The sequence below is a fragment of the Citrobacter werkmanii genome (assembly GCF_008693645.1).
Classification (GTDB): Bacteria; Pseudomonadota; Gammaproteobacteria; order Enterobacterales; family Enterobacteriaceae; genus Citrobacter; species Citrobacter werkmanii.
Map to the genome: position 1 here is coordinate 4,749,123 of NZ_CP044101.1, position 24,908 is coordinate 4,774,030.

17 protein-coding genes are annotated in these 24,908 nt (G+C 54.1%); 10 read left to right on the plus strand and 7 right to left on the minus strand.

Features of this window, described 5'->3' with window-relative positions; translation table 11 throughout:
• The first annotated feature begins 79 nt into the window (after nt 1-79).
• The 5 genes from FOB24_RS23450 to FOB24_RS23470 all read left to right on the plus strand — a co-directional run bounded on the left by FOB24_RS23450 (nt 80) and on the right by FOB24_RS23470 (nt 6,746).
• Complete coding sequence (locus FOB24_RS23450; RefSeq protein WP_085049010.1) at nt 80-2,413, plus strand: Tex family protein; 2,334 nt, start codon at nt 80-82, stop codon at nt 2,411-2,413.
• Nucleotides 2,414-2,788: 375 nt separating this feature from the next.
• On the plus strand, nt 2,789-3,016 hold the full coding sequence (gene feoA / locus FOB24_RS23455) for a ferrous iron transporter A (RefSeq protein WP_003023519.1): 228 nt from the start codon (nt 2,789-2,791) through the stop codon (nt 3,014-3,016).
• An 18-nt stretch (nt 3,017-3,034) separates the two neighbouring features.
• On the plus strand, nt 3,035-5,353 hold the full coding sequence (gene feoB, locus FOB24_RS23460; RefSeq protein ID WP_150345509.1) for a Fe(2+) transporter permease subunit FeoB: 2,319 nt from the start codon (nt 3,035-3,037) through the stop codon (nt 5,351-5,353).
• A gap of 11 nt (nt 5,354-5,364) precedes the next feature.
• Nucleotides 5,365-5,601 (plus strand): [Fe-S]-dependent transcriptional repressor FeoC, encoded by a 237-nt coding sequence (gene feoC / locus FOB24_RS23465; RefSeq protein WP_038634895.1) that lies wholly within the window; start codon nt 5,365-5,367, stop codon nt 5,599-5,601.
• 194 nt (nt 5,602-5,795) lie between these two features.
• Nucleotides 5,796-6,746, plus strand: a complete 951-nt coding sequence (locus FOB24_RS23470; protein ID WP_150345510.1) for an Rpn family recombination-promoting nuclease/putative transposase — start codon at nt 5,796-5,798, stop codon at nt 6,744-6,746.
• Between the two features lie 43 nt (nt 6,747-6,789).
• Here FOB24_RS23470 and bioH read toward each other — a convergent pair whose 3' ends face one another.
• Nucleotides 6,790-7,560 carry a pimeloyl-ACP methyl ester esterase BioH gene (gene bioH / locus FOB24_RS23475; RefSeq protein ID WP_150345511.1) on the minus strand — a complete coding sequence of 257 codons (771 nt, stop codon included), beginning with the start codon at nt 7,558-7,560 and terminating at the stop codon, nt 6,790-6,792.
• Nucleotides 7,561-7,597: 37 nt separating this feature from the next.
• Between bioH and gntX the strand changes: the two genes are divergently transcribed.
• The 3 genes from gntX (at nt 7,598) to gntT (ending at nt 10,600) form a co-directional block, all read left to right on the plus strand.
• Nucleotides 7,598-8,281, plus strand: coding sequence for a DNA utilization protein GntX (gene gntX / locus FOB24_RS23480; RefSeq protein ID WP_085049013.1), 684 nt, complete (start codon nt 7,598-7,600; stop codon nt 8,279-8,281).
• A 58-nt stretch (nt 8,282-8,339) separates the two neighbouring features.
• Entirely contained in the window at nt 8,340-8,915 is a 576-nt protein-coding gene (gene nfuA, locus FOB24_RS23485) for a Fe-S biogenesis protein NfuA (RefSeq protein WP_003023509.1), read from the plus strand.
• A gap of 368 nt (nt 8,916-9,283) precedes the next feature.
• Nucleotides 9,284-10,600 carry a gluconate transporter gene (gene gntT, locus FOB24_RS23490; protein ID WP_150345512.1) on the plus strand — a complete coding sequence of 439 codons (1,317 nt, stop codon included), beginning with the start codon at nt 9,284-9,286 and terminating at the stop codon, nt 10,598-10,600.
• Nucleotides 10,601-10,696: 96 nt separating this feature from the next.
• Here gntT and malQ read toward each other — a convergent pair whose 3' ends face one another.
• Both malQ and malP read right to left on the minus strand, forming a co-directional pair.
• Nucleotides 10,697-12,784 carry a 4-alpha-glucanotransferase gene (gene malQ, locus FOB24_RS23495; protein WP_150345513.1) on the minus strand — a complete coding sequence of 696 codons (2,088 nt, stop codon included), beginning with the start codon at nt 12,782-12,784 and terminating at the stop codon, nt 10,697-10,699.
• Between the two features lie 9 nt (nt 12,785-12,793).
• Nucleotides 12,794-15,187, minus strand: coding sequence for a maltodextrin phosphorylase (gene malP / locus FOB24_RS23500; protein WP_087856283.1), 2,394 nt, complete (start codon nt 15,185-15,187; stop codon nt 12,794-12,796).
• 630 nt (nt 15,188-15,817) lie between these two features.
• Here malP and malT point away from each other — a divergent pair.
• Complete coding sequence (gene malT, locus FOB24_RS23505) at nt 15,818-18,523, plus strand: HTH-type transcriptional regulator MalT (RefSeq protein WP_150345514.1); 2,706 nt, start codon at nt 15,818-15,820, stop codon at nt 18,521-18,523.
• A 41-nt stretch (nt 18,524-18,564) separates the two neighbouring features.
• On the opposite strand, the gene FOB24_RS23510 is transcribed toward malT, so the two are convergent.
• From FOB24_RS23510 to glpE, 3 genes are all read right to left on the minus strand, one after another.
• Nucleotides 18,565-19,323, minus strand: a complete 759-nt coding sequence (locus FOB24_RS23510) for a DeoR/GlpR family transcriptional regulator (protein WP_003023499.1) — start codon at nt 19,321-19,323, stop codon at nt 18,565-18,567.
• 95 nt (nt 19,324-19,418) lie between these two features.
• Nucleotides 19,419-20,249, minus strand: coding sequence for a rhomboid family intramembrane serine protease GlpG (gene glpG / locus FOB24_RS23515; protein WP_038634914.1), 831 nt, complete (start codon nt 20,247-20,249; stop codon nt 19,419-19,421).
• A gap of 75 nt (nt 20,250-20,324) precedes the next feature.
• Nucleotides 20,325-20,651 (minus strand): thiosulfate sulfurtransferase GlpE, encoded by a 327-nt coding sequence (gene glpE / locus FOB24_RS23520; RefSeq protein WP_150345515.1) that lies wholly within the window; start codon nt 20,649-20,651, stop codon nt 20,325-20,327.
• Nucleotides 20,652-20,853: 202 nt separating this feature from the next.
• Here glpE and glpD point away from each other — a divergent pair, with 202 nt between their 5' ends.
• On the plus strand, nt 20,854-22,362 hold the full coding sequence (gene glpD, locus FOB24_RS23525) for a glycerol-3-phosphate dehydrogenase (RefSeq protein WP_150345516.1): 1,509 nt from the start codon (nt 20,854-20,856) through the stop codon (nt 22,360-22,362).
• Between the two features lie 91 nt (nt 22,363-22,453).
• On the opposite strand, the gene glgP is transcribed toward glpD, so the two are convergent.
• Complete coding sequence (glgP, locus tag FOB24_RS23530) at nt 22,454-24,901, minus strand: glycogen phosphorylase (protein WP_087856281.1); 2,448 nt, start codon at nt 24,899-24,901, stop codon at nt 22,454-22,456.
• Between the last annotated feature and the right edge of the window lie 7 nt (nt 24,902-24,908).

The window sequence follows — 24,908 nt, forward strand, 5'->3', positions numbered from 1 at the left end:
CCCCGTAGATGACTGGCATTTTTGCCAGTCAATCCGTATAACTATCCCCTGATTTTTTATCCTATAGACGAAGCTATCCATGATGAATGATTCTTTCTGCCGCATTATCGCAGGTGAAATTCAGGCTCGTGCTGAACAGGTAGAAGCTGCCGTTCGCCTGCTTGATGAAGGGAACACCGTGCCGTTTATCGCACGTTATCGTAAGGAAATCACCGGCGGTCTGGACGATACGCAATTGCGTAATCTGGAGACCCGTCTGGGATATCTGCGTGAACTGGAAGACCGCCGTCAGGCGATCCTGAAATCTATCGGCGAGCAAGGCAAACTGACCGACGATCTGGCGAATGCGATCAACGGTACGTTAAGTAAGACCGAACTCGAAGATCTCTATCTGCCGTACAAACCCAAGCGCCGCACCCGTGGGCAAATCGCCATTGAAGCCGGGCTGGAGCCGCTGGCTGACCTGCTGTGGAACGAACCCTCCCACGACCCGGAAACGGAAGCCGCCAAATACCTCAACGCCGAAAACGGCGTGGCGGACACCAAAGCCGCTCTCGACGGCGCGCGCTACATTCTGATGGAGCGTTTCGCAGAAGACGCCGCGCTGCTGGCAAAAGTTCGTGATTACCTGTGGAAAAACGCGCATTTGGTTTCTACCGTGGTCAGCGGTAAAGAAGAGGAAGGGGCGAAGTTCCGTGACTACTTCGACCACCACGAACCGATTTCTACCGTGCCATCCCACCGCGCGCTGGCCATGTTCCGTGGGCGTAACGAAGGCATGTTACAGCTTTCATTGAATGCCGATCCGCAATTCGATGAGCCGCCAAAAGAGAGCCACGGCGAGCAGATTATCCAGGAACATCTGGGACTGCGCCTGAATAACGCACCTGCCGACAGCTGGCGTAAAGGCGTGGTGAGCTGGACGTGGCGCATCAAAGTGCTGATGCACCTTGAAACCGAGCTGATGGGTACCGTGCGCGAACGTGCGGAAGATGAAGCGATTAACGTCTTTGCCCGCAACCTGCATGACCTGCTGATGGCCGCCCCAGCCGGACTGCGCGCCACAATGGGCCTCGATCCGGGTCTGCGTACCGGGGTAAAAGTGGCTGTGGTTGACGGTACCGGCAAACTGGTCGCTACCGATACCATTTACCCGCATACCGGTCAGGCCGCCAAAGCCGCCGTCGCCGTTGCAGCGTTGTGTGAAAAATACAACGTTGAGCTGGTGGCGATTGGTAATGGTACGGCGTCGCGCGAAACCGAGCGTTTCTTCCTCGACGTACAGAAACAGTTCCCGCAAGTCACCGCGCAGAAAGTAATCGTCAGCGAAGCCGGCGCGTCAGTGTACTCCGCTTCTGAGCTGGCGGCGCTGGAGTTCCCGGACCTTGATGTTTCGCTGCGTGGGGCGGTGTCGATCGCCCGTCGTCTGCAGGATCCGCTGGCTGAGCTGGTGAAAATCGATCCGAAATCTATCGGCGTGGGCCAGTATCAGCACGACGTAAGCCAGACGCAGCTGGCGCGTAAGCTGGATGCGGTAGTGGAAGACTGCGTAAACGCCGTCGGCGTGGATCTGAACACCGCCTCCGTACCGCTGCTGACCCGCGTGGCGGGCCTGACGCGCATGATGGCGCAGAACATCGTGGCCTGGCGTGACGAGAACGGCCAGTTCCAGAACCGTCAGCAACTGCTCAAAGTCAGCCGTCTGGGCCCTAAAGCCTTTGAACAGTGCGCGGGCTTCTTGCGTATCAATCACGGCGATAATCCACTGGATGCCTCCACCGTTCACCCGGAAGCCTATCCGATTGTGGAACGCATTCTGGCCGCCACCGAGCAATCGCTGCGCGATCTGATGGGCAACAGCAGCGAACTGCGCAATCTGAAAGCCGCCGATTTTACCGACGAGCGCTTCGGGGTACCAACCGTCACCGACATCATCAAAGAGCTGGAAAAACCGGGTCGCGACCCGCGTCCTGAATTCAAAACCGCACAGTTTGCTGATGGCGTAGAAACCATGAACGATCTGCAACCGGGGATGATTCTGGAAGGAGCCGTCACCAACGTCACCAACTTCGGCGCGTTTGTCGATATCGGCGTACACCAGGACGGTCTGGTGCATATCTCTTCACTGTCGAATAAGTTCGTCGAAGATCCCCACACCGTGGTGAAAGCGGGCGACATTGTGAAGGTGAAAGTGCTGGAAGTGGACCTGCAGCGTAAGCGTATCGCGCTGACTATGCGTCTGGATGAGCAGCCAGGTGAAACCAACGCGCGTCGCAGTGGTGGAAATAACGATCGTACTCAGGGCAATCGCCCGGCTCCAAAAGCCGCGAAACCTCGTGGCCGTGACGCTCAGCCTGCGGGCAACAGCGCCATGATGGATGCGCTGGCAGCGGCAATGGGTAAAAAGCGCTAAGTTTAAACCATGTGCCGGATAGCGGTGTAAATACCGTATCCGGCATATTTACTATATTATCTTCTCTCTTCCTCATTATATTTATCACTTCATTAACAGATGAAACCTTAATTAAACATTAAGGATTTCAATAATTGCTAGCGCGAATCATTCGTCCCCAACCAGAATAAATATTGAGGAATATCAAAATTGGCTCAAATTATTATCTAATTGTACATTCCGTCACACTTATTCTATTGATGATAGAAACCATTCTCATTATCATTGGTTTGTTGATTATTTACTCTTTCCTTACGTTGGCTAATCATCTGGTCTCATGCCGCCCTGTCGCCCCATGAGGTAATCACCCAGTTAGCGAGATATAAGTAGGTCCCTATGCAATTCACTCCTGACAGTGCGTGGAAAATTACCGGTTTTGCCCGTGAAATCAGCCCGGCTTATCGTCAGAAACTGTTGTCACTTGGCATGCTACCCGGCTCATCCTTCAACGTGGTTCGCGTCGCCCCGCTCGGCGATCCTATCCATATTGAAACGCGTCGCGTAAGTCTGGTATTGCGTAAAAAGGATTTGGCGTTATTAGAAGTGGAAGCGGTGTCCTGTTAATACAGTGAGTCTATAAAAATGAAAAAACTAACCATTGGTTTAATTGGTAATCCTAATTCCGGCAAGACAACCTTATTCAACCAGCTCACCGGCGCGCGTCAGCGTGTAGGCAACTGGGCTGGCGTTACCGTTGAGCGTAAAGAAGGTCATTTCGCCACGACGGACCATCAGGTCACGCTGGTCGACTTACCCGGCACCTATTCACTGACGACAATCTCGTCGCAGACCTCTCTTGATGAGCAAATCGCCTGCCACTACATTTTAAGCGGCGACGCGGATCTGTTGATCAACGTGGTCGATGCCTCAAACCTTGAGCGCAACCTCTACCTGACGTTGCAACTGCTTGAGCTGGGCATTCCCTGTATCGTCGCTCTGAACATGCTGGATATTGCTGAGAAACAGCAAATCCGTATCGATATCGACGCCCTCTCCGCCCGTCTTGGCTGCCCGGTGGTTCCGCTGGTCTCCACCCGCGCCCGCGGCATTGAAGCGTTGAAGCTGGCGATCGATCGCTACAAGGAAAACGACACCGTCGAACTGGTGCATTATGCCCAGCCGTTGTTGCAGGAAGCCGATTCCCTCGCCGATGCGATGGCCAAAGATATGCCGCTAAAACAACGCCGCTGGCTGGGCCTGCAAATGCTGGAAGGCGATATCTACAGCCGTGCCTACGCCGGTGAGGCCGCGCAAAACCTCGATGCCGCCATTGCGCGTCTGAGTGAAACAATGGACGATCCCGCGCTGCATATCGCCGATGCGCGTTACCAATGCATCGCCGCAATCTGCGATACCGTCAGTAATACCCTGACGGCAGAGCCGAGCCATTTCACCACCGCGGTGGATAAAATTGTCCTCAACCGCTTCCTCGGGTTGCCGATTTTCCTGTTCGTGATGTACCTGATGTTCCTGCTCGCCATTAACATTGGCGGCGCACTGCAGCCGTTATTCGATGTGGGTTCCGTGGCGCTGTTTATTCATGGTATTCAATGGATTGGCTATACGCTGCACTTCCCGGACTGGCTCACTATCTTCCTGGCGCAAGGTCTTGGCGGCGGGATTAACACCGTGCTGCCGTTGGTGCCGCAAATCGGCATGATGTACCTGTTCCTCTCTTTCCTTGAAGACTCCGGTTACATGGCGCGCGCTGCGTTTGTGATGGACCGTCTGATGCAGGCACTGGGACTGCCGGGCAAATCGTTTGTCCCGCTGATAGTCGGCTTTGGCTGCAACGTACCGTCGGTGATGGGCGCCCGTACGCTGGATGCGCCACGTGAACGTCTGATGACCATCATGATGGCGCCGTTTATGTCCTGCGGCGCACGTCTGGCGATTTTCGCCGTCTTTGCCGCGGCTTTCTTTGGTCAGAACGGCGCGCTGGCGGTCTTCTCGTTGTACGTACTGGGTATCATCATGGCGGTGCTGACCGGCCTGATGCTCAAACACACCATCATGCGTGGCGAAGCAACACCATTCGTCATGGAGCTGCCGGTATACCATGTGCCGCACATCAAGAGCCTGATTATTCAGACCTGGCAACGTCTGAAAGGCTTCGTGCTGCGTGCCGGTAAAGTGATTATCATCGTCAGTATTTTCCTCAGCGCCTTTAACAGCTTCTCGCTAAGCGGGAAAATCGTCGATAACATCAACGACTCTGCTCTGGCTTCCGTCAGCCGCGTCATCACCCCAGTCTTCAAGCCGATTGGCGTCCACGAAGATAACTGGCAGGCAACCGTCGGTCTGTTCACCGGTGCGATGGCAAAAGAGGTGGTTGTCGGTACGCTGAACACGCTTTACACCGCAGAAAACATTCAGGAAGAAGAATTCAATCCGGCAGATTTCCACCTCGGTGACGAGCTGTTCAGTGCGGTGGATGAAACCTGGCAAAGCCTGAAAGACACCTTCAGCCTGAGCGTGCTGGCCAACCCTATTGAAGCCAGCAAAGGCGACGGCGAGATGGCTACAGGCGCAATGGGCGTGATGGGCGAGAAATTTGGCAGCGCCGCCGCCGCGTACAGCTACCTGATTTTCGTGCTGCTGTATGTCCCGTGCATTTCAGTGATGGGGGCTATCGCACGTGAATCCAGCCGTGGTTGGATGGGCTTCTCGATCCTGTGGGGCCTGAACATCGCCTATTCACTGTCAACGCTGTTTTATCAGACCGTCAGCTACAAAGCGCATCCGACTTACAGTCTGGTGTGCATCTTAGCCGTCATTCTGTTTAACATCGTGTTGCTGGGTCTGCTGCGCCGTGCCCGCAGCCGGGTGGATCTCTCACTGCTGTCAACCAACAGAACAGCTAGCTCCTGCTGTTCCAGTACCACTGGCGATTGCCATTAAGGCTGAAAACGATGGCATCGCTTATTCAGGTTCGTGATTTACTGGCGCTGCGGGGGCGCATGGAGGCAAAGCAAATTAGCCACACGCTGCATACCCCGCAGCCAATGATTGACGCCATGCTGAATCAGTTAGAAAAGATGGGCAAAGCGGTGCGGATTCAGGAAGATGCCGATGGGTGTCTGTCCGGAAGCTGCAAGAGTTGCCCGGAAGGTAAAGCCTGCCTGCGCGAGTGGTGGGCTTTGCGCTAGTTTGCCGCTCCTGCCGGACTCAGCGTTTATGCTGATATCCGGCTTTTTGCGTAACGGCTCCCACAACGATTTTACTGTTTCAGCAAAACAGATCTATCCCTCAGCCTTCCGCGCAGAACTATCAACTCGCGGATGATTACTGTCGTTCGGGCAAGTAGAGTCTCGTCATCTTATTTCCCAGGTGACGGATCGCCATGAATACTGACACGACGGCTACGCCGCATGACGCGATTTTCAAAACGTTTTTGAACCACCCTGCAACCGCCCGCGATTTTCTGCAACTTCATCTACCCGACGCTTTGCGTGTACTTTGCGATCTGAACACACTACAACTGGAATCAGGCAGCTTTATTGAAGACGATTTACGCGCGTACTATTCAGACGTGTTGTGGTCGCTGAAAACTCGTGAAGGCGATGGCTACATTTACACCATCATTGAACATCAGAGTACCGCGGATGCTCATATGGCATTTCGCCTCATGCGCTATGCCATTGCCGTAATGCAGCGACATCTGGACGCGGGCCATAAGAAACTACCGTTGGTGATCCCCATACTTTTTTATCATGGCACCGTCAGCCCATATCCATATTCACTCTGCTGGCTGGACGAATTTGACGACCCGGAGGCAGCCAGACCACTTTATGCCACAGCATTTCCATTGGTCGATATCACCGTTGTGCCCGATGACGAGATCATGCAGCACCGCCGGATGGCGCTGTTGGAGCTCATCCAAAAGCATATTCGTAAACGCGATTTGATGGGGTTAGTTGAAAAACTCGCCATCCTGCTTGTTAAAGGACATGCTAATGACAACCAGTTGAAAGCCCTGTTTAATTACCTGATGCAGGCCGGTGACACCGCGCGTTTTAGCGAATTTATTCACCAGGTCGCCGAACGTTTACCTCAACATAAGGAAAAGTTGATGACTATTGCCGAAAGATTACGTCAGGAAGGGCACCTTAATGGTCTTCAGGAAGGTCACAGGAAAGGGTTACTACAGGGGTTACGAGAGGGTTTGCAACAAGGCAAACGAGAGGAAGCTCTACGCATTGCAACAACCATGTTGGCAGATGGTATAGACCCGCTGACCATCTGCAGAATCACCGGCCTGACCGCTGAGGATCTGGCTACGTGCAGCCATTAATCACCAGCCCGGCAGTATGATTCCACCGGGCAAAACAGCGGATTTATAGCCGCTGTTTTAACGCCACCAGCACTGAGCAGAACTCCGTCGGATGTGAGATAAACGGCGCATGCGCCGCTTTGGCAAACACCAACGACTCGCTTTGCGGCCACAAGGTATCCAGCATCGGGACGACTTTGCGCGGAACCAAACCATCAAGATAACCGTACATCCGCAGGAAAGGTATATCCACAGAACATAACGGCTCACGCAGATCGACCGTTTTCAGGATCTCCAGCCCGCCATTAAGCACCTCGACGTCCGGCATGGGTAATGCCAGCACCGTTTTCTTCAGCGCTCGCGCATCCTGACGCGCGGTTTCAGTACCCATCGTTTGCAAGGCCAGAAAACGCTCAACCGTACGCTGGAAATCTTCGCTCAACTGTTGCTGGAAACCGGCCAGTACTTCCGGCTTAATGCCCGGCCATTCGTCGCGCGCGCTAAAACAAGGTGAAGATGCCACGGTAACCAGCGCCTGAACACGCTCAGGATGCGTTAACGCCACCTGACTGGCGACCAGCCCCCCGAGACTCCAGCCGAGCCAGATGGCTTTCTCCGGCGCCTGTTTTAATACCCGCCCGGCCATCTCTTCCAACGACATTGCGCCGAACCCCTGGCTACGACCAAATCCCGGCAAGTCGACAAGATGCAGCGTGAAATGCGAGCTCAGTTCCTCACTTATGCAATGCCATACTTCCGCGTTCAGTCCCCATCCGTGCAGCAGCACAAGATGGCAATTTCCCGAACCCTGGGTCTGCCACCAGATGTCATTCATCAGTTATTGTTCTCTTTTAGCCTGAAAGGATGCATCTATGCTAACAGTACCAGGATTGTGCTGGCTATGCCGAATGCCGTTGACGTTGGGGCACTGGGGGATCTGTTCGGTTTGCACGCGGGCAACGCGTCAGCCTCTCTGCCGATGTCCTCAATGCGGACTACCTGCCGCACATCCTTCGCTTCCCTGCGGTCGTTGCCTGCAAAAACCCCCGCCATGGCAGCGTCTGATCGCCGTCAGCGACTATATTCCTCCGCTGAGCGGACTTATCCACCAGTTTAAGTTTTCACGCCGCAGCGAAATGGCCAGTGCTCTTTCACGTTTACTGTTGCTGGAGGTATTACAGGCCCGGCGCGTCAGCGCTCTTCCTCTGCCGGACAGAATAGTTAGCGTCCCGCTCTGGCAACGCCGACACTGGCGCAGAGGATTTAATCAGAGTGATTTACTGTGTCGCCCTTTGGCGCGCTGGCTTGGATGCGACTGGGACAGGCAGGCCATCACACGGGTTCGGGCCACCGCCACACAACACTATCTCAGCGCCAGATTACGCAAACGTAACCTGAAAAATGCCTTTCGCCTTGAATTGCCGGTGCAGGGACTCCATATGGTTATTGTGGATGATGTCGTCACTACCGGAAGTACCGTCGCGGAAATCGCGCAGCTGCTTTTACGCAACGGCGCGGCGACTGTCCAGGTATGGTGCCTGTGTCGAACCTTGTAGAGCCTCGATGATGGGCGTATTATAACCAAGTAAAATAGTCAACTATTAGGCCATTACTATGATCCATATTTCCGATGCTGCACAAGCGCACTTTGCCAAACTGCTGGCAAATCAGGAAGAAGGGACACAAATTCGCGTATTTGTGATTAATCCCGGCACGCCTAACGCTGAATGCGGCGTTTCTTATTGCCCGCCCGACGCCGTGGAAGCAACCGACACCGCCATTAAATTTGACCTGCTGACCGCATATGTTGATGAACTGAGCGCACCGTATCTGGAAGATGCAGAAATCGATTTCGTTACCGACCAGTTAGGCTCCCAGCTGACGCTGAAAGCGCCAAACGCCAAAATGCGTAAAGTTGCCGATGATGCGCCGCTGATGGAACGCGTAGAGTACATGCTGCAATCGCAGATCAACCCACAGTTGGCAGGCCATGGTGGCCGCGTCTCTCTGATGGAGATCACCGATGAAGGCTACGCCATTCTGCAATTTGGCGGCGGCTGTAACGGCTGTTCAATGGTAGATGTAACGCTGAAAGAAGGTATCGAGAAACAGCTGCTGGCTGAATTCCCTGAACTGAAAGGCGTTCGCGATTTAACCGAACACCAGCGTGGTGAGCACTCTTACTACTAACGACCAGACCTGCAAGGCCCGATCAGGCGCATCCGCGTCGCCATCGGGCATTGATGCCGGATGGCAGCGTAAACGCTTTATCCGGCCTGCACCCTTACATTTCTCTGCATGTCCCCTGCAACAACTCCGCTATAATTTGACCCGCCTCTCATAATTTAAATTTTGCCTGCTCAGGTGATTTTCAAGCGCTGCATGTTACCCGTATCATTCATATCAGCACCTAACACACCCATAACAGCCAGCTAAACTAATTAGTTTTGACGGTAATCAGCATTGGTGCTGTGAATACTCGGTTCCCGGTCGGGACAATCGGAATTTGTCATCTAAACACTGACGTTACCCATAACAAAGTAAAGGCCAGGTAAATCATGCCATTAGTCATCGTTGCTATCGGTGTAATCTTGTTACTTCTCCTGATGATCCGTTTCAAAATGAACGGCTTCATCGCTCTCGTCCTGGTGGCGCTTGCTGTCGGATTGATGCAAGGGATGCCGCTGGATAAAGTCATCGGTTCTATTAAAGCCGGCGTCGGCGGAACCCTTGGCAGCCTCGCCCTGATTATGGGTTTTGGCGCCATGTTGGGCAAAATGCTGGCAGACTGCGGCGGCGCACAGCGCATCGCCACCACGCTGATTGCTAAATTCGGCAAAAAACACATTCAGTGGGCGGTAGTATTAACCGGTTTCACCGTCGGTTTTGCCCTGTTCTACGAAGTCGGCTTCGTACTGATGCTGCCGCTGGTGTTCACGATTGCCGCGGCGGCAAACATCCCGCTGCTGTACGTTGGTGTCCCGATGGCTGCTGCGCTGTCCGTCACGCACGGTTTCCTGCCGCCTCACCCGGGTCCGACTGCTATCGCCACCATTTTCCACGCAGATATGGGTAAAACCCTGCTGTTTGGTACGATTCTGGCCATCCCGACCGTTATTCTCGCCGGTCCGGTGTACGCGCGCTTCCTGAAAGGCATCGATAAACCAATCCCGGAAGGTTTGTACAGCGCAAAAACCTTCACCGAAGAAGAGATGCCAGGCTTTGGCGTCAGCGTCTGGACCTCTTTGGTTCCGGTTATCCTGATGGCGATGCGCGCCGTCGCGGAGATGATTCTGCCTAAAGGTCATGCTTTCCTGACGGTTGCAGAATTCCTTGGCGACCCGGTCATGGCTACGCTTATCGCGGTGCTGATTGCGATGTTCACGTTTGGTCTGAACCGTGGACGTTCGATGGATCAGATTAACGACACGCTGGTGTCCTCAATCAAAATCATCGCGATGATGCTGTTGATCATCGGTGGTGGCGGTGCCTTCAAACAGGTTCTGGTTGATAGCGGCGTGGACAAATACATCGCTTCAATGATGCACGGCTCGAACGTTTCTCCGCTGCTGATGGCATGGTCTATCGCTGCGGTACTGCGTATCGCGCTGGGTTCCGCAACCGTTGCAGCTATCACCGCAGGTGGGATAGTGGCGCCGCTGATTGCGACGACCGGCGTAAGCCCTGAGCTGATGGTTATTGCAGTCGGTTCCGGCTCCGTCATTTTCTCCCACGTGAACGATCCTGGCTTCTGGCTGTTCAAGGAGTACTTCAACCTGACTATCGGTGAGACCATCAAGTCATGGTCAATGCTGGAGACCATTATCTCCATCTGCGGTCTGGTAGGTTGTCTGCTGCTGGGCATGGTGGTCTGATAAAACGGTGCCGGGTGGCGCTTCGCTTACCCGGCCTACCGCAGTCATTGTAGGCCGGATAAGACGCATTCTGCGCCGCCATCCGGCCAACTAACACTATTTCTTCTTCGCAGCGGCTTTTCGGCGTTTATCCAAATCCTTAATCAGCTTGTTCACCCCGTCATCGGCGAACATCTGCTCCAACGTAGCGGTGAGCTTACGCCGCCAGTTTTTGTACTGGTCGCTGGTCCCCGGGATGTTGACCGGATCCGCCATTCCTAACCAGTCCTCCGGTTGCAGGCCCAGCAGCGCACTGTTGCTGTCAGCGATGTAGCGTTGCATGCCACGATTAAGCATCGGCGTCATCGACATCAGCGAGGCCTTGTGACCCGCGCGTTTTGGCAGACAGCCATATTTGTGCAGCGCGTCCAGCAGCCCTTGTTTCGCCAACTCCCGGTCCTGATATAACCCTCGTAGCACAACCTCATCCGGGTACAGACCCAGCGCTCTACCCAGCGTCAGATCGCCGCTATCCCAATAACCTTTAAGCGTGGGAAGGTCATGCGTCGCCGCGACTGCCATTGATTGTTCCGGGTACGCTTTCGGCGCACGGAAGTTTTTCTCATGGTCATTCTCAAAGTAAAGCACTTTGTAGGAGTACACGCCGCTATCGCGCAGCTTGCTGACGATCTCCACCGGCACAGTACCCAGATCTTCACCAATCACCATGCAGTGATGACGTTTACTTTCCAGCGCCAGAATTGAAAGAAGATCGTCGACCGGATAATGCACGTAGGCGCCGTGATCGGCCGTTTCACCGTAGGGGATCCACCACAGACGCAGCATCGACATAACATGATCGATACGCAATGCGCCGCAGTTCTGCATATTGGCGCGCAGCAGCTCGATAAAAGGTTCGTAAGCGCGGGCTGTGATGATGTGCGGATCCATCGGCGGCAGCCCCCAGTTCTGACCCAGCGGACCGAGAATATCCGGCGGCGCGCCAACCGAGGCTTTCAGGCAGTACAGCTCACGGTCGCACCAGGTTTCCGCCCCCCCTTCTGCCACGCCGACCGCCAGATCGCGATACAGCCCGACAGGCATCGCAAAACCCTGACTCGTTTCCCAGCAGTCAGCGAACTGGGTATACGCCAGCCACTGAAGCCACAGGTAGAAGTCCACGTCATCACGATGCGCTTCGCAGAACTGTTTGACCTCTGGCGAGTCCACCGACTGGAAAGCCTCTGGCCACACCGGCCAGCCCCAGCGCAATGCGTCTTCTTTCACCTGATGCGCATGCAGGGCGTCAAAGGCCGCCTGCCAGTACAGGCTATCCCCTTCCTGAGCCACAAACTGGCGAAATGCCGCCATCTGCTCATCATCACGCGCAGAGAAGCTTTTCCACGCCATACGTAGAGCCGTCATCTTCAGTGCGGTAACGGTAGAGTAATCCACCCATACGGCATCTCGCGCCTTTTGCAGGGCTTGCTGAGTCGTGGGTTTCTGCCACCAGGCCTGTGCCTCTTTACTGTGGTGGAAATCGTCTACTGCGTTGACATCAATATAAATAATATTCAGCCAGCGACGTGACGATGGGCTGTATGGACTTGCACTTTCCGGGTTCGCCGGATACAGCGCATGAATAGGATTCAGGCCGATAAACGCGCCGCCGCGTTGTGCCACATCCACCAACATGGCGCGGAGATCGCCAAAGTCGCCAATCCCCCAGTTTTTTTCTGAACGTAGGGTGTAAAGCTGAACGCATGCCCCCCACAGCTTCTGCCCGGCCAACAACGCCTGCGGTTCGTAACAGCGCTTCGGCGCCACGATGATACGGCAATGTGTACGCAACTCCCCCTGAGTCAGGGTAAGCGTGTGATACCCCTCCGGCAGCTTCGCCGGAAGGTTGAAAGATTTACCGCCGACGGCATGCCCTTTGTGCTGCACACCCTCTTCGGTGGTTAGCAGCCAGGTAAACTCTCCACTTCCCTCAACCGCCAACGGCATTTTTTTGCCCGCGGTATAAACCATGACGTTCGGCACCGGGGTCACCGCCACCTTCGTGGCGGCGGTGGTGCGATGCATGGCGTCAAGCAAACGCCGCTTGGTTTCGGCGCCAATAGACTGCGGTTTACCGTGGGCATTAATGTAATGTGGGCTGATCCCCGCCGCCAGCGCGGCATTATCCAGACGTTTGCTTTCCATCGCGCTTCCTTAACGTTTCGCCTGCCAGATACGAGCCTGATAATCGCGAATAGAGCGATCTGAACTGAACATGCCGCAACGTGCGGTATTCAGAATTGCCGCCCGGGTCCAGGCGTCCTGGTCACGGTACAACACGTCAACCTGCTTCTGGGCTGCAACGTAGGCCGCGAAGTCCGCCATGACCAGATACGGATCACCGCCCTGCTTACCAATACTGTGCAGCATCTGGTCAAAGGCATGTTTATCGCCGTCGCTGAATTTTCCGCTTTCCAACTCCTTCAGAACAGCATCCAGCACCTTATCTTTCTTACGCCATTTCACCGGGTCATAGCCTTTCGCTTTCAGGGCTTTCACCTCTTCCACGGTATGACCAAAGATAAAGATATTTTCGTCGCCCACCTTCTCGGCGATTTCGACGTTGGCGCCATCCAGCGTACCGACGGTTAACGCGCCGTTCAGCGCCAGTTTCATGTTACCTGTGCCGGAAGCCTCTTTGCCCGCGGTTGAGATCTGCTCAGAGATATCCGCCGCCGGAATCAGCATTTCCGCTGCCGAGACACAATAATCCGGCAGGAAGACGACTTTCAGCTTGTCGCCGATTTTCGGGTCGTTATTGATGGTTTCCGCCACCTTGTTGATAGCGAAGATAATATTTTTCGCCAGGTAGTAACCCGGAGCGGCTTTCGCGCCAAACAGGAAGACGCGCGGCACGCGATCCGCCTGCGGGTTTTCACGAATTTCTTTGTACAGCGCCAGAATATGCAGCAAGTTCAGATGCTGACGCTTGTACTCATGCAGACGTTTGATCTGAATATCAAAGATTGCCTGCGGATTGATTTCAATACCTGTCCGTACTTTCACAAACTCTGCCAGGCGCTTTTTATTCGCCAGCTTAATGTCACGATAAGTCTGACGGAACTTCGCGTCGTCGGCGTATTTTTCTAGGTTAATCAACTGGTCGAGGTCGTTGGCCCACTCTTTTTTCAGCGATTTATCCAGCAGCGCGGCAAGCGCCGGGTTGCACTGTTTGATCCAGCGACGCGGGGTAATCCCGTTGGTGACGTTATGGAATTTGTTAGGCCAGAGCTGGTGATATTCCGGGAACAGATCTTTCACCACCAGATCGGAGTGCAGCGCCGCCACGCCGTTAACTGCAAAACCGCTGACCACGCACATATTGGCCATACGTACCTGTTTATTATGCACCACCGCCAGTTTCGCCCACACTTCAGCATTACCCGGCCAGGTTTTATCGACCAGTTTCTTAAAGCGGTCGTTAATCTCTTTGATGATTTGCATATGGCGCGGCAGTAGCGCTTTCACCAACTTCTCATCCCAACACTCCAACGCCTCCGGCATCAGGGTATGGTTGGTGTACGCAAAGGTTTTGCTGGTAATGGCCCACGCATCGTCCCAGCTCATCTGATGCTCATCAATCAGCACACGCAGCAGCTCAGGGATCGCGATGGTCGGGTGAGTATCGTTCAACTGAATCACTTCGAAATCGGCCAGCTCATGCAGTTTACGCCCTGCCAGATGATGGCGGCGCAGAATGTCGGCTACGGAGCAGGCGCACTGGAAGTACTGCTGCATCAGGCGCAGCTTTTTACCCGCGGTGTGGTTGTCGTTCGGGTACAGCACCTTGGTTAGTTTCTCAGCGTCGATACCCTGCTGCTCAGCGCGCAGGAAATCACCGTCATTAAATTTAGTCAGGTTAAACGGATGCGCGTGGCTGGCCTGCCACAGACGCAGCGGTTGCGCCACGCCGTTACGGTAGCCGAGAACCGGCAGATCCCAAGCCTGACCGGTGATGATAAATCCCGGCTCCCAGTGTCCCTCTTTGGTGACTTTACCGCCAATGCCTACCTGCACATCTAACGCCTCGTTGTGACGGAACCACGGATAGCTACCGCGATGCCAGTCATCCGGGGCTTCCATCTGCTGACCGTCGGCAAAAGACTGGCGGAACAGGCCGTACTGGTAGTTGAGACCATAGCCCGTCGCCGACTGGCCGACCGTCGCCATCGAATCCAGGAAGCAGGCCGCCAGACGCCCCAATCCACCGTTACCTAACGCCGGATCGATCTCTTCTTCCAGCAGATCGGTCAGATTGACGTCGTGCGCTTTCAGTTCATCGCTCACCGCCTGATACCAGCCCAGATTGAGTAAGTTGTTGCCGGTCAGACGACCAATCAAAAATTCCATCGAGATGTAGTTAACATGGCGCTGATTTTTTGCCGGTTTCACCGCTGGCTGGGCGCTGAGTAACTCAGCCAACGCCCCACTCACTGCCTGCCACCACTGGCGCGACGTCATTTCGTGAGCCGACAGTAAACCGAAACGCTGCCACTGACGCGTCAGGGCTGCCTGAAATTGATCTTTGTTGAAGGTTGGCTGTGACATAGGGATTCCAGGTCCTTAGGTAATAAAACAACGTTATCGCTAGTTTGCCAGGCTCGTTGTTGACCTTCCTCATCCTGGCACGGATTAGGGAGGGAGGAGGAGCGGGGATGAGCATAAAAGTGTGATCGCCGCCACTTAAAGCAGAGAGGCATTGCCGGTCAATACGTAGGTTTCCCCCGCATCCCCCTGAAATGCATCACGGTTTTCGCATTAACCTAAAGAGATTAGCCAGACAATATCAAACAGTAAGATCGTATTTAGAAAAAATATGTAAACAGAGAAATAGTTTCTCACCTGAAATACGCATTCTGCTTGAGTTATTTCACATGAAAGTTTTAAGTCGAGCACAAAACTCATCGTCTTTTTATTAAACGTTACAGTAACAACATAAAAAAGTGGAATCTTTCCGCTGGGTGAAAGTCACGCTGGATCCAGTCGCCACGCCTGTTGCGACTCTTTAAAGAAATTATTGCAATAGATGTATAGATTTGTGACATAGTGCAAAATCAGACACACAAAAAGCCCGCTTAGCTTGCATAAAATACCAATCTGGCCGACCTTATATCTATTAATTACGAAGCGCAAAAAAAATCATTCTTCCCCATTTTCACACAGTGAAGTGACTAACTTATGTTGATTCCGTCTAAATTAAGTCGTCCGGTTCGTCTCGACCATACGGTGGTTCGTGAGCGCCTGTTGGCTAAACTTTCCGGCGCGAACAATTTCAGGCTCGCCCTGATCACAAGTCCTGCTGGTTATGGAAAAACAACGCTTGTTTCACAATGGGCGGCGGGGAAGACCGAGTTAGGTTGGTACTCTCTGGATGAAGGCGATAACCAGCAGGAGCGTTTTGCCAGCTATCTGATTGCCGCGATCCAGCAGGCGACCGGTGGTCATTGCACCACCAGCGAAGCGATGGTGCAAAAACGCCAGTATGCCAGCCTGACGTCACTGTTTGCGCAGCTATTTATTGAACTAGCCGAGTGGCATCGTCCACTCTACCTGGTGGTGGATGATTATCACCTGATCTCTAATCCAGCCATTCACGAAGCAATGCGCTTTTTCCTGCGCCACCAGCCTGAAAATCTCACACTGGTCGTGCTGTCGCGTAATCTGCCGCAGTTGGGCATTGCCAACCTGCGGGTGCGCGATCAGTTGCTGGAAATCGGCAGCCAACAACTGGCCTTTAACCATCAGGAAGCGAAACAATTTTTCGATCGGCGTTTATCCTCCCCGATTGAAGCGGCTGAAAGCAGCCGGATGTGCGATGACGTTGCGGGCTGGGCCACAGCGTTACAACTGATTGCCCTTTCCGCCCGCCAGAACAATAACTCTGCGCACCAGTCGGCACGACGCCTCGCGGGGATCAACGCCAGCCATTTATCCGACTACCTGGTAGATGAAGTGCTGGATAGCGTTGACCTCGACACCCGTCACTTTCTGCTCAAAAGCGCCATCCTGCGTTCGATGAACGATGCGCTGATCGTTCGGGTCACCGGCGAAGAAAACGGGCAAATGCGACTTGAGGAAATTGAGCGTCAGGGGTTATTTCTGCAGCGGATGGATGACGTCGGCGAGTGGTTCAGCTATCACCCGCTGTTTGGCAGCTTTTTACGCCAGCGTTGTCAGTGGGAACTGGCGAGCGAGCTGCCTGAAATACACCGCGCGGCCGCAGAAAGCTGGATGGCGCAGGGTTTCCCTAGCGAAGCTATCCACCACGCTCTGGCGGCAGGCGACGCCCATATGCTGCGCGATATCCTACTTAATCATGCGTGGGGCCTGTTTAACCACAGCGAACTGGCGCTATTGGAAGAGTCGCTGAAAGCCCTGCCGTGGGAAAGCCTACTGGAAAATCCGCGTCTGGTTCTGCTGCAAGCCTGGCTGATGCAAAGCCAGCACCGCTACAGCGAGGTTAATACCCTGCTGGCCCGTGCGGAACAAGAGATGAAAGGCGACATGGAGCCGACGCTGCACGCTGAATTTAACGCGCTGCGTGCGCAGGTAGCGATTAACGACGGTAACCCTGACGAAGCAGAACGTCTGGCAAAACTGGCGCTGGATGAATTACCCATCGCCTGGTTCTATAGCCGTATCGTTGCCACCTCGGTGCATGGTGAAGTCCTGCATTGTAAGGGTGATCTCACGCGTTCACTGGCGTTGATGCAGCAAACCGAGCAAATGGCGCGCCATCATGATGTCTGGCATTACGCGCTGTGGAGTCTGATCCAGCAAAGCGAAATTTTATTTGCCCAGGGCTTTTTGCAGGCCGCCTGGGAGACGCAGGAAAAAGCGTTCCAGCTGATCAAAGAGCAGCACCTGGAACAGCTGCCGATGCATGAGTTCCTGGTACGTATCCGCGCGCAGTTACTGTGGGCATGGGCACGTCTGGACGAAGCTGAAGCGTCTGCCCGCATGGGCATTGAGTTGCTTTCCACATTCCAGCCGCAGCAACAGCTACAGTGCCTGGCGCTGCTGATTCAGTGTTCGCTGGCCCGGGGCGATTTAGACAATGCGCGTAGCCTGCTCAACCGTCTGGAAAACTTATTGGGCAACGGTCGCTATCACAGCGACTGGATCTCAAATGCCGATAAAGTCCGGGTGATTTACTGGCAAATGGTGGGTGACAAAAACTCGGCCGCCAACTGGCTACGCCACACGCCGAAGCCGGAGTTCGCTAATAACCACTTCCTGCAAAGTCAGTGGCGCAACATCGCCCGCGCGCAGATCCTGCTGGGTGAGTTTGAACCGGCGGAAATCGTACTGGAAGAGTTAAATGAAAATGCGCGTAACCTGCGCCTGATGAGCGATCTGAACCGTAACCTGTTGCTACTTAATCAGTTGTACTGGCAGGCAGGACGCAAAAATGACGCGCAGCGCGTCTTACTCGAAGCGCTGCAACTGGCGAACCGTACCGGATTTATCAGCCACTTTGTTATCGAAGGTGAGGCGATGGCGCAGCAGTTGCGCCAACTGATTCAGCTCAATACGCTGCCAGAACTCGACCAGCACCGCGCCCAGCGCGTTTTGCGGGAGATTAACCAGCACCACCGCCACAAATTCGCCCACTTTGATGAAGGATTCGTTGAGCGACTGCTTACCCATCCGGAAGTGCCGGAGCTTATCCGCACCAGCCCGCTGACCCAGCGCGAATGGCAGGTTCTGGGACTGATTTATTCAGGTTACAGCAACGAGCAGATCGCCGGTGAGCTGGCCGTTGCAGCCACGACCATTAAGACGCACATCCGCAATTTGTACCAAAAGCTCGGCGTCGCCCACCGCCAGGATGCGGTGCAGCATGCGCAGAAACTGCTGAAGATGATGGGCTATGGGGTATAGTTAATGCCTGATGCGCTACGCTTATCAGGCCTGGAGTTAACTTAACACAGCTCTAACTGAATATGGTGGTCGGCAATAACCTGCATCACGCCAGCTGGCGGCAGCGTGTCGGTATAAACCGCATCCACCATGCTAATGCTGCCCATATTCACCATCGCGTTACGTCCGAACTTCGAGTGATCCACTACCAGCATGACGTGACGTGAATTCTCAATGATCGCGCGTTTGGTGCGCACTTCGTGATAATCAAACTCCAGCAGGGAGCCATCGCTGTCGATACCGCTGATCCCCAGGATGCCGAAGTCCAGACGGAACTGGGAAATAAAGTCGAGGGTCGCTTCGCCCATAATGCCGCCGTCACGGCTACGCAGTTCGCCCCCGGCCAGAATAATGCGGAAATCCTCTTTCGCCATCAGCGTGTTTGCCACATTGAGATTATTGGTCACAATGCGTAAGTTGCTGTGATTAAGCAGCGCATGCGCCACCGCTTCCGGTGTGGTGCCGATATCAATAAACAGCGTTGAACCGTTAGGGATCTGCGTGGCAACTTTGCGCGCAATGCGCTCTTTTTCCGCCGTCTGCGTCGCTTTACGGTCATGCCATGGGGTATTGACCGAGCTGGATGGCAACGCCGCGCCGCCGTGGTGACGCAAAATCATATTTTGATCGGCCAGGTCATTCAGATCCCGGCGAATCGTCTGCGGGCTGACGGAGAAATGCTCCACCAGCTCCTCGGTACTGACGTATCCCTGTTTTTTTACCAGCTCAATGATCGCGTCATGTCGTTGTGTTTGCTTCATTATTGTTCCCTGGAATTTTGCCGGATGCGCTGACGCTTATCCGGCCTACAAATTGGTCCAAACGCACACCGCCTTCCGGCACCACAAAACTTGAGTCAAGTTCGTTTTCGCACATGAATAGTATCGGCAAACGCCATTGCCAGACCCACGGCCAGCCCGGCGATATGTGCGCCGTTCGCCATCGACATGCCGAACAGATCAAACCAGCCGGCAACAATCCAGATCAAGGCAAAGATAATCAAACCACGCTGCAGGAAAATACCGCTTTGCGGATCGCGCTCGCCGCGCAACCACACGTAGCCCATCAGCGCATATACCACGCCAGACAGCCCGCCAAACCACGGGCCGCTAAATTTCTGCTGAACATAACCGCTCAGCAAGGCGCTGATCACAGTAATGACGATCAGCTTTCCGCTGCCCAGGCGCTTTTCAACCGCGCCGCCGAGATACCACCACCACAGCAGGTTGAACAAAATGTGCATGAGCGAGAAATGCATAAACGCGTGGGTGAAATAACGCCAAAACTCAAATTTCAGCGAAGGATCGAACGGCCAGGCCAGCCAGAGCATTACCGCCTGGTCGCCCAGCACATTCATCGCGATAAACACCAACACACACGCCGCCATTACCGCCCAGGTCACCGGGCCGGCACGTTCGCGCAATGTGGCCAGAAACGGATAACGTTGATAGCGCAGACCGCTGTCGGTATGACCTGACTGCCAACTGGCCGCGAGGTAACGCGGATCGCCCGGGTTATCGAGAAATCGCGCCAGTTCAGCACGCACGCGTTCAGCCTGGGACTCATCCGCCAGCCAGACATCCGTTTGCTGATGTTGTTGAATCGTCAGGATAACGCCCTGCGTCGCCATATAATCAACAAATGCCTGCGCCACGCGGGGGTTAGCAAAAGAGGTAATCATCAACATTATTGCTGTCGCTTATTCCACACAAAAGAGGACAGTATATATATCCTGTCCGTTTCAGGCTGCATCTTTGTTAGCTTACAAACCGTATGTCACTTCTGCAGGAAAATGTCGATGCCAGGCATCGAAGCCGCCATCAACGCTGTAAACCGCATCATAGCCCTGCTGAAGAAGATACTGCGCCGCGCCTTTACTGCTGTTGCCGTGGTAACACATCACCATCACGGCAGTATCAAAATCATGGTCACGCATAAACGTCCCCAACGTGTCGTTCGTCAGATGAAAGGCCTGCGGCGCGTGGCCCATCGCATAGCTTTGCGGATCGCGGATGTCCACCAGCACCGCCATTCCGTGCAGGAGTTTCTGATGGGCTTCTTCGACATTAATACACTCAAACTGATCCATGGCGTTCTCTTGTTAAGTTCTACTTATATTCTGGCAGGTAACCAATATTACCCTCCAGTGTACGTTGCCTGAGCAGGTAAACGCCATAATGTTATATGTATCACTGTAAATTGTTTATCCAATGTTACCAATGGCGCAATTCTTTGCTATTATGCTCGATAACGAACATTAATGAGCTATAACGAAAGTGCGAGAGGCCAGCATGGAAACCAAAGATCTGATTGTGATAGGTGGAGGCATCAACGGTGCCGGTATCGCGGCAGATGCCGCTGGACGCGGTTTATCCGTGCTGATGCTGGAGGCACAGGATTTAGCCTGCGCCACCTCCTCCGCCAGCTCCAAACTCATCCACGGTGGCCTGCGCTACCTGGAACACTACGAATTCCGCCTGGTGAGCGAGGCGCTGGCAGAACGTGAAGTGCTGTTGAAAATGGCGCCGCATATCGCCTTCCCGATGCGCTTTCGTCTGCCCCATCGCCCGCACCTGCGTCCGGCATGGATGATCCGTATTGGTTTGTTTATGTACGATCATCTGGGCAAACGCACCAGTTTGCCGGGTTCTACTGGTTTGCGTTTTGGCGCGGATTCCGTAATGAAACCTGAGATTGTGCGCGGTTTCGAATATTCTGACTGCTGGGTAGACGATGCGCGTCTGGTTTTGGCAAACGCCCAAATGGTCGTGCGCAAAGGCGGTGAAGTATTAACCCGCACCCGCGCCACCTCCGCTCGCCGTAAAAACGGCCTGTGGATCGTTGAAGCCGAAGATATCGATACCGGCAAAAAACACACCTGGCAGGCGCGCGGTCTGGTCAATGCCACCGGTCCGTGGGTGAAAGAGTTCTTCGACGACGGCATGCATCTGCCTTCGCCGTACGGTATTCGTCTGATTAAAGGTAGCCACATTGTGGTGCCGCGCGTACATACCCAGAAGCAAGCGTATATCCTGCAAAACGAAGATAAACGTATTGTGTTTGTTATCCCATGGATGGACGAATTCTCGATCATCGGGACGACTGACGTCGAATACAAAGGCGACCCGAAAGCAGTGAAAATTGATGAAAGCGAAATCAATTACCTGCTGAAGGTCTACAACGCGCACTTTAAGAAACAGCTTAGCCGTGACGATATCGTCTGGACTTACTCGGGCGTGCGTCCGCTATGCGATGACGAGTCCGACTCGCCGCAGGCTATTACCCGTGATTACACGCTGGATATCCACGACGAAAACGGCAAAGCGCCGCTGTTGTCGGTCTTTGGCGGTAAGCTGACAACCTACCGTAAGCTGGCCGAGCACGCGATGGAAAAACTGTCGTCGTACTATCAGGGCATTGGCCCGGCATGGACCAAAGAGTGCATCCTGCCTGGCGGTGATATTGGCGGCGATCGCGAAGATTACGCGGCAAAACTGCGCCGTCGCTATCCGTTCCTGACCGAATCGCTGGCGCGCCATTATTCGCGTACCTATGGCAGCAATACTGAATGGATTATCGGCGACGCCACGTCAATCGCCGAGTTAGGCGAAGACTTCGGCCATGAGTTCTATGAGGCCGAGCTGAAGTATCTGGTTGAGCATGAGTGGGTGCGTCGCGCAGAAGATGCGCTGTGGCGTCGTACGAAAGAAGGCATGTGGCTGAATGCCGAACAGCAGTCCCGCATGACCCAATGGCTGACGGAGTATGTCGAGAAGCACCAGCTGTCGCTGGCCTCCTGATAAAAATGCCGGATGGCGGCTAACGCCTTATCCGGCCTTCAAAAGTGTATAAACGTAGGCCGGGCAAGCGCAGCGCCCCCGGCCTCGGATGTTACAACCGCACCGAATCAATATGCCAGATGTTCTCGGCATACTCTTTGATCGTCCTGTCCGAAGAGAAGTACCCCATATTGGCGATGTTTATCATCGACTTCGTGGTCCACTCTTCCGGATGGCGATACAGCTCATCAACCTTATCCTGGCAATCGACATAGCTGCGATAATCCGCCAGCACCTGATAGTGATCGCCAAAGTTAATCAGCGAATCGACCAGATCACGATAACGTCCAGGCTCCTCAGGGCTGAACACGCCGCTGCCAATCTGCGTCAGCACCTGATGCAACTCTTCATCTTTCTCGTAATACTCACGCGGCTTGTAGCCCTGAACGCGTAAAGCCTCAACCTCTTCCGCCGTATTACCAAAGATAAAGATATTCTCCGCACCCACATGTTCCAGCATCTCAACGTTGGCGCCATCCAGCGTCCCGATGGTCAGCGCGCCGTTGAGCGCAAATTTCATATTACTGGTCCCGGAGGCTTCGGTCCCGGCCAGCGAAATCTGCTCAGACAAGTCGGCAGCAGGAATAATCACCTGCGCCAGACTGACGCTGTAGTTGGGGATAAACACGACCTTCAATTTATCGCCAATCTGCGGATCGTTGTTGATCACCTTCGCGACATCGTTGATCAAATGAATGATGTGCTTCGCCATGTAATAGGCTGAAGCCGCTTTACCCGCGAAGATATTCACGCGCGGCACCCACTCGGCGTCTGGATCGGCTTTGATGCGGTTGTAGCGGGTGATCACATGCAGCACATTCATTAGCTGACGTTTGTACTCGTGAATACGCTTAATCTGCACATCAAACAGCGATTTCGGGTTCACTACCACGTTCAGCTGCTGGGCGATGAGCGTTGCCAGTCGCTTTTTGTTCTCCAGCTTCGCACGACGCACAGCCTGATTCACTAACGGGAAATCACAGTGCTGCTCAAGCTCGCTGAGCTGGCTGAGATCGGTACGCCAGGTGCGGCCAATGTTCTCATCCAGTACGTCAGAAAGCGATGGGTTCGCCAGCGCCAGCCAGCGACGCGGCGTCACACCGTTGGTCACGTTGCAGAAGCGAGTCGGGAAAATCTTCGCAAAGTCAGCAAACAGCGACTGCACCATCAGGTTGGAGTGCAGTTCAGACACACCGTTAACCTTGTGGCTCACCACCACCGCCAGCCATGCCATACGCACACGACGACCGTTAGATTCATCGATAATCGACGTCCGTCCCAGCAGAGCGGTATCGTTCGGATACTGCTCCTGCAGCGTCTTCAGGAAGTAGTCGTTAATCTCAAAAATGATTTGCAAATGGCGCGGCAGGATTTTGCCCAGCATATCCACCGGCCAGGTTTCCAGCGCTTCACTCATCAAGGTGTGGTTGGTATACGAGAAGACCTGACAGCACACCTCAAACGCGTCGTCCCAACTGAACTTGTGTTCATCGATCAGCAGGCGCATCAGCTCAGGGATCGACAGCACCGGGTGGGTGTCGTTAAGGTGAATGGCGATTTTATCGGCCAGGTTGTCGTAGGTTTTATGCAGTTGATAATGGCGGTTCAGGATGTCCTGCACCGTTGAGGAGACGAGGAAATACTCCTGGCGCAACCGCAGCTCGCGTCCCGAATAGGTAGAGTCATCCGGATACAGTACGCGGGAGACGTTCTCGGAGTGGTTTTTATCTTCCACCGCCGCAAAGTAGTCGCCCTGGTTAAATTTACCGAGGTTGATTTCGCTGCTGGCCTGGGCATTCCACAGGCGCAGCGTGTTGGTGGCGTCAGTGTCATAACCGGGGATAATCTGGTCGTAGGCCACTGCGAGGATCTCTTCGGTCTCAATCCAACGCGTTTTCTTGCCTTCCATCTGCACGCGGCCGCCAAAGCGCACTTTGTAGCGCGTGTTGTGGCGTTTGAATTCCCACGGGTTACCGTATTCCAGCCAATAGTCCGGGGACTCTTTTTGTCGACCATCGACAATGTTCTGTTTAAACATGCCATAGTCATAACGGATACCGTAACCACGTCCGGGCAGACCCAGCGTTGCCAGTGAGTCGAGGAAGCAGGCTGCCAGGCGTCCGAGGCCACCGTTACCGAGACCGGGGTCATTCTCTTCGTCGATCAGATCTTCCAGATCTAATCCCATACCTTCCAGCGCACTTTTAACATCGTCGTAAATCCCCAACGATAACAGCGCATTGGAAAGCGTGCGCCCAATCAGAAACTCCATTGACAGATAATAAACCTGACGGGTTTCCTGGGATAATTGCGCACGGTTAGAACGCAGCCAGCGCTCCACGAGACGATCGCGCACCGCGAATAACGTGGCGTTCAGCCACTCATGTTTGTTGGCAATGACCGGGTCCTTACCAATCGTGAACATCAGTTTGTAGGCAATAGAATGCTTAAGTGCCTCGACGCTGAGTGTGGGCGATGCATAAGTAAATGGAGCGTTCATATAGGTG

Excerpts from the sequence above, each read along its gene's own strand:
- malT (WP_150345514.1), top strand. The coding sequence starts at position 15,818 with ATGTTGATTCCGTCTAAATTAAGTCGTCCGGTTCGTCTCGACCATACG.
- malP (WP_087856283.1), bottom strand. The coding sequence starts at position 15,187 with ATGTCACAGCCAACCTTCAACAAAGATCAATTTCAGGCAGCCCTGACG.
- gntT (WP_150345512.1), top strand. The coding sequence starts at position 9,284 with ATGCCATTAGTCATCGTTGCTATCGGTGTAATCTTGTTACTTCTCCTG.
- malQ (WP_150345513.1), bottom strand. The coding sequence starts at position 12,784 with ATGGAAAGCAAACGTCTGGATAATGCCGCGCTGGCGGCGGGGATCAGC.
- FOB24_RS23470 (WP_150345510.1), top strand. The coding sequence starts at position 5,796 with ATGAATACTGACACGACGGCTACGCCGCATGACGCGATTTTCAAAACG.
- feoB (WP_150345509.1), top strand. The coding sequence starts at position 3,035 with ATGAAAAAACTAACCATTGGTTTAATTGGTAATCCTAATTCCGGCAAG.
- nfuA (WP_003023509.1), top strand. The coding sequence starts at position 8,340 with ATGATCCATATTTCCGATGCTGCACAAGCGCACTTTGCCAAACTGCTG.
- gntX (WP_085049013.1), top strand. The coding sequence starts at position 7,598 with ATGCTAACAGTACCAGGATTGTGCTGGCTATGCCGAATGCCGTTGACG.
- glpD (WP_150345516.1), top strand. The coding sequence starts at position 20,854 with ATGGAAACCAAAGATCTGATTGTGATAGGTGGAGGCATCAACGGTGCC.
- bioH (WP_150345511.1), bottom strand. The coding sequence starts at position 7,560 with ATGAATGACATCTGGTGGCAGACCCAGGGTTCGGGAAATTGCCATCTT.
- glgP (WP_087856281.1), bottom strand. The coding sequence starts at position 24,901 with ATGAACGCTCCATTTACTTATGCATCGCCCACACTCAGCGTCGAGGCA.
- FOB24_RS23510 (WP_003023499.1), bottom strand. The coding sequence starts at position 19,323 with ATGAAGCAAACACAACGACATGACGCGATCATTGAGCTGGTAAAAAAA.
- FOB24_RS23450 (WP_085049010.1), top strand. The coding sequence starts at position 80 with ATGATGAATGATTCTTTCTGCCGCATTATCGCAGGTGAAATTCAGGCT.
- glpE (WP_150345515.1), bottom strand. The coding sequence starts at position 20,651 with ATGGATCAGTTTGAGTGTATTAATGTCGAAGAAGCCCATCAGAAACTC.
- glpG (WP_038634914.1), bottom strand. The coding sequence starts at position 20,249 with ATGTTGATGATTACCTCTTTTGCTAACCCCCGCGTGGCGCAGGCATTT.
- feoC (WP_038634895.1), top strand. The coding sequence starts at position 5,365 with ATGGCATCGCTTATTCAGGTTCGTGATTTACTGGCGCTGCGGGGGCGC.
- feoA (WP_003023519.1), top strand. The coding sequence starts at position 2,789 with ATGCAATTCACTCCTGACAGTGCGTGGAAAATTACCGGTTTTGCCCGT.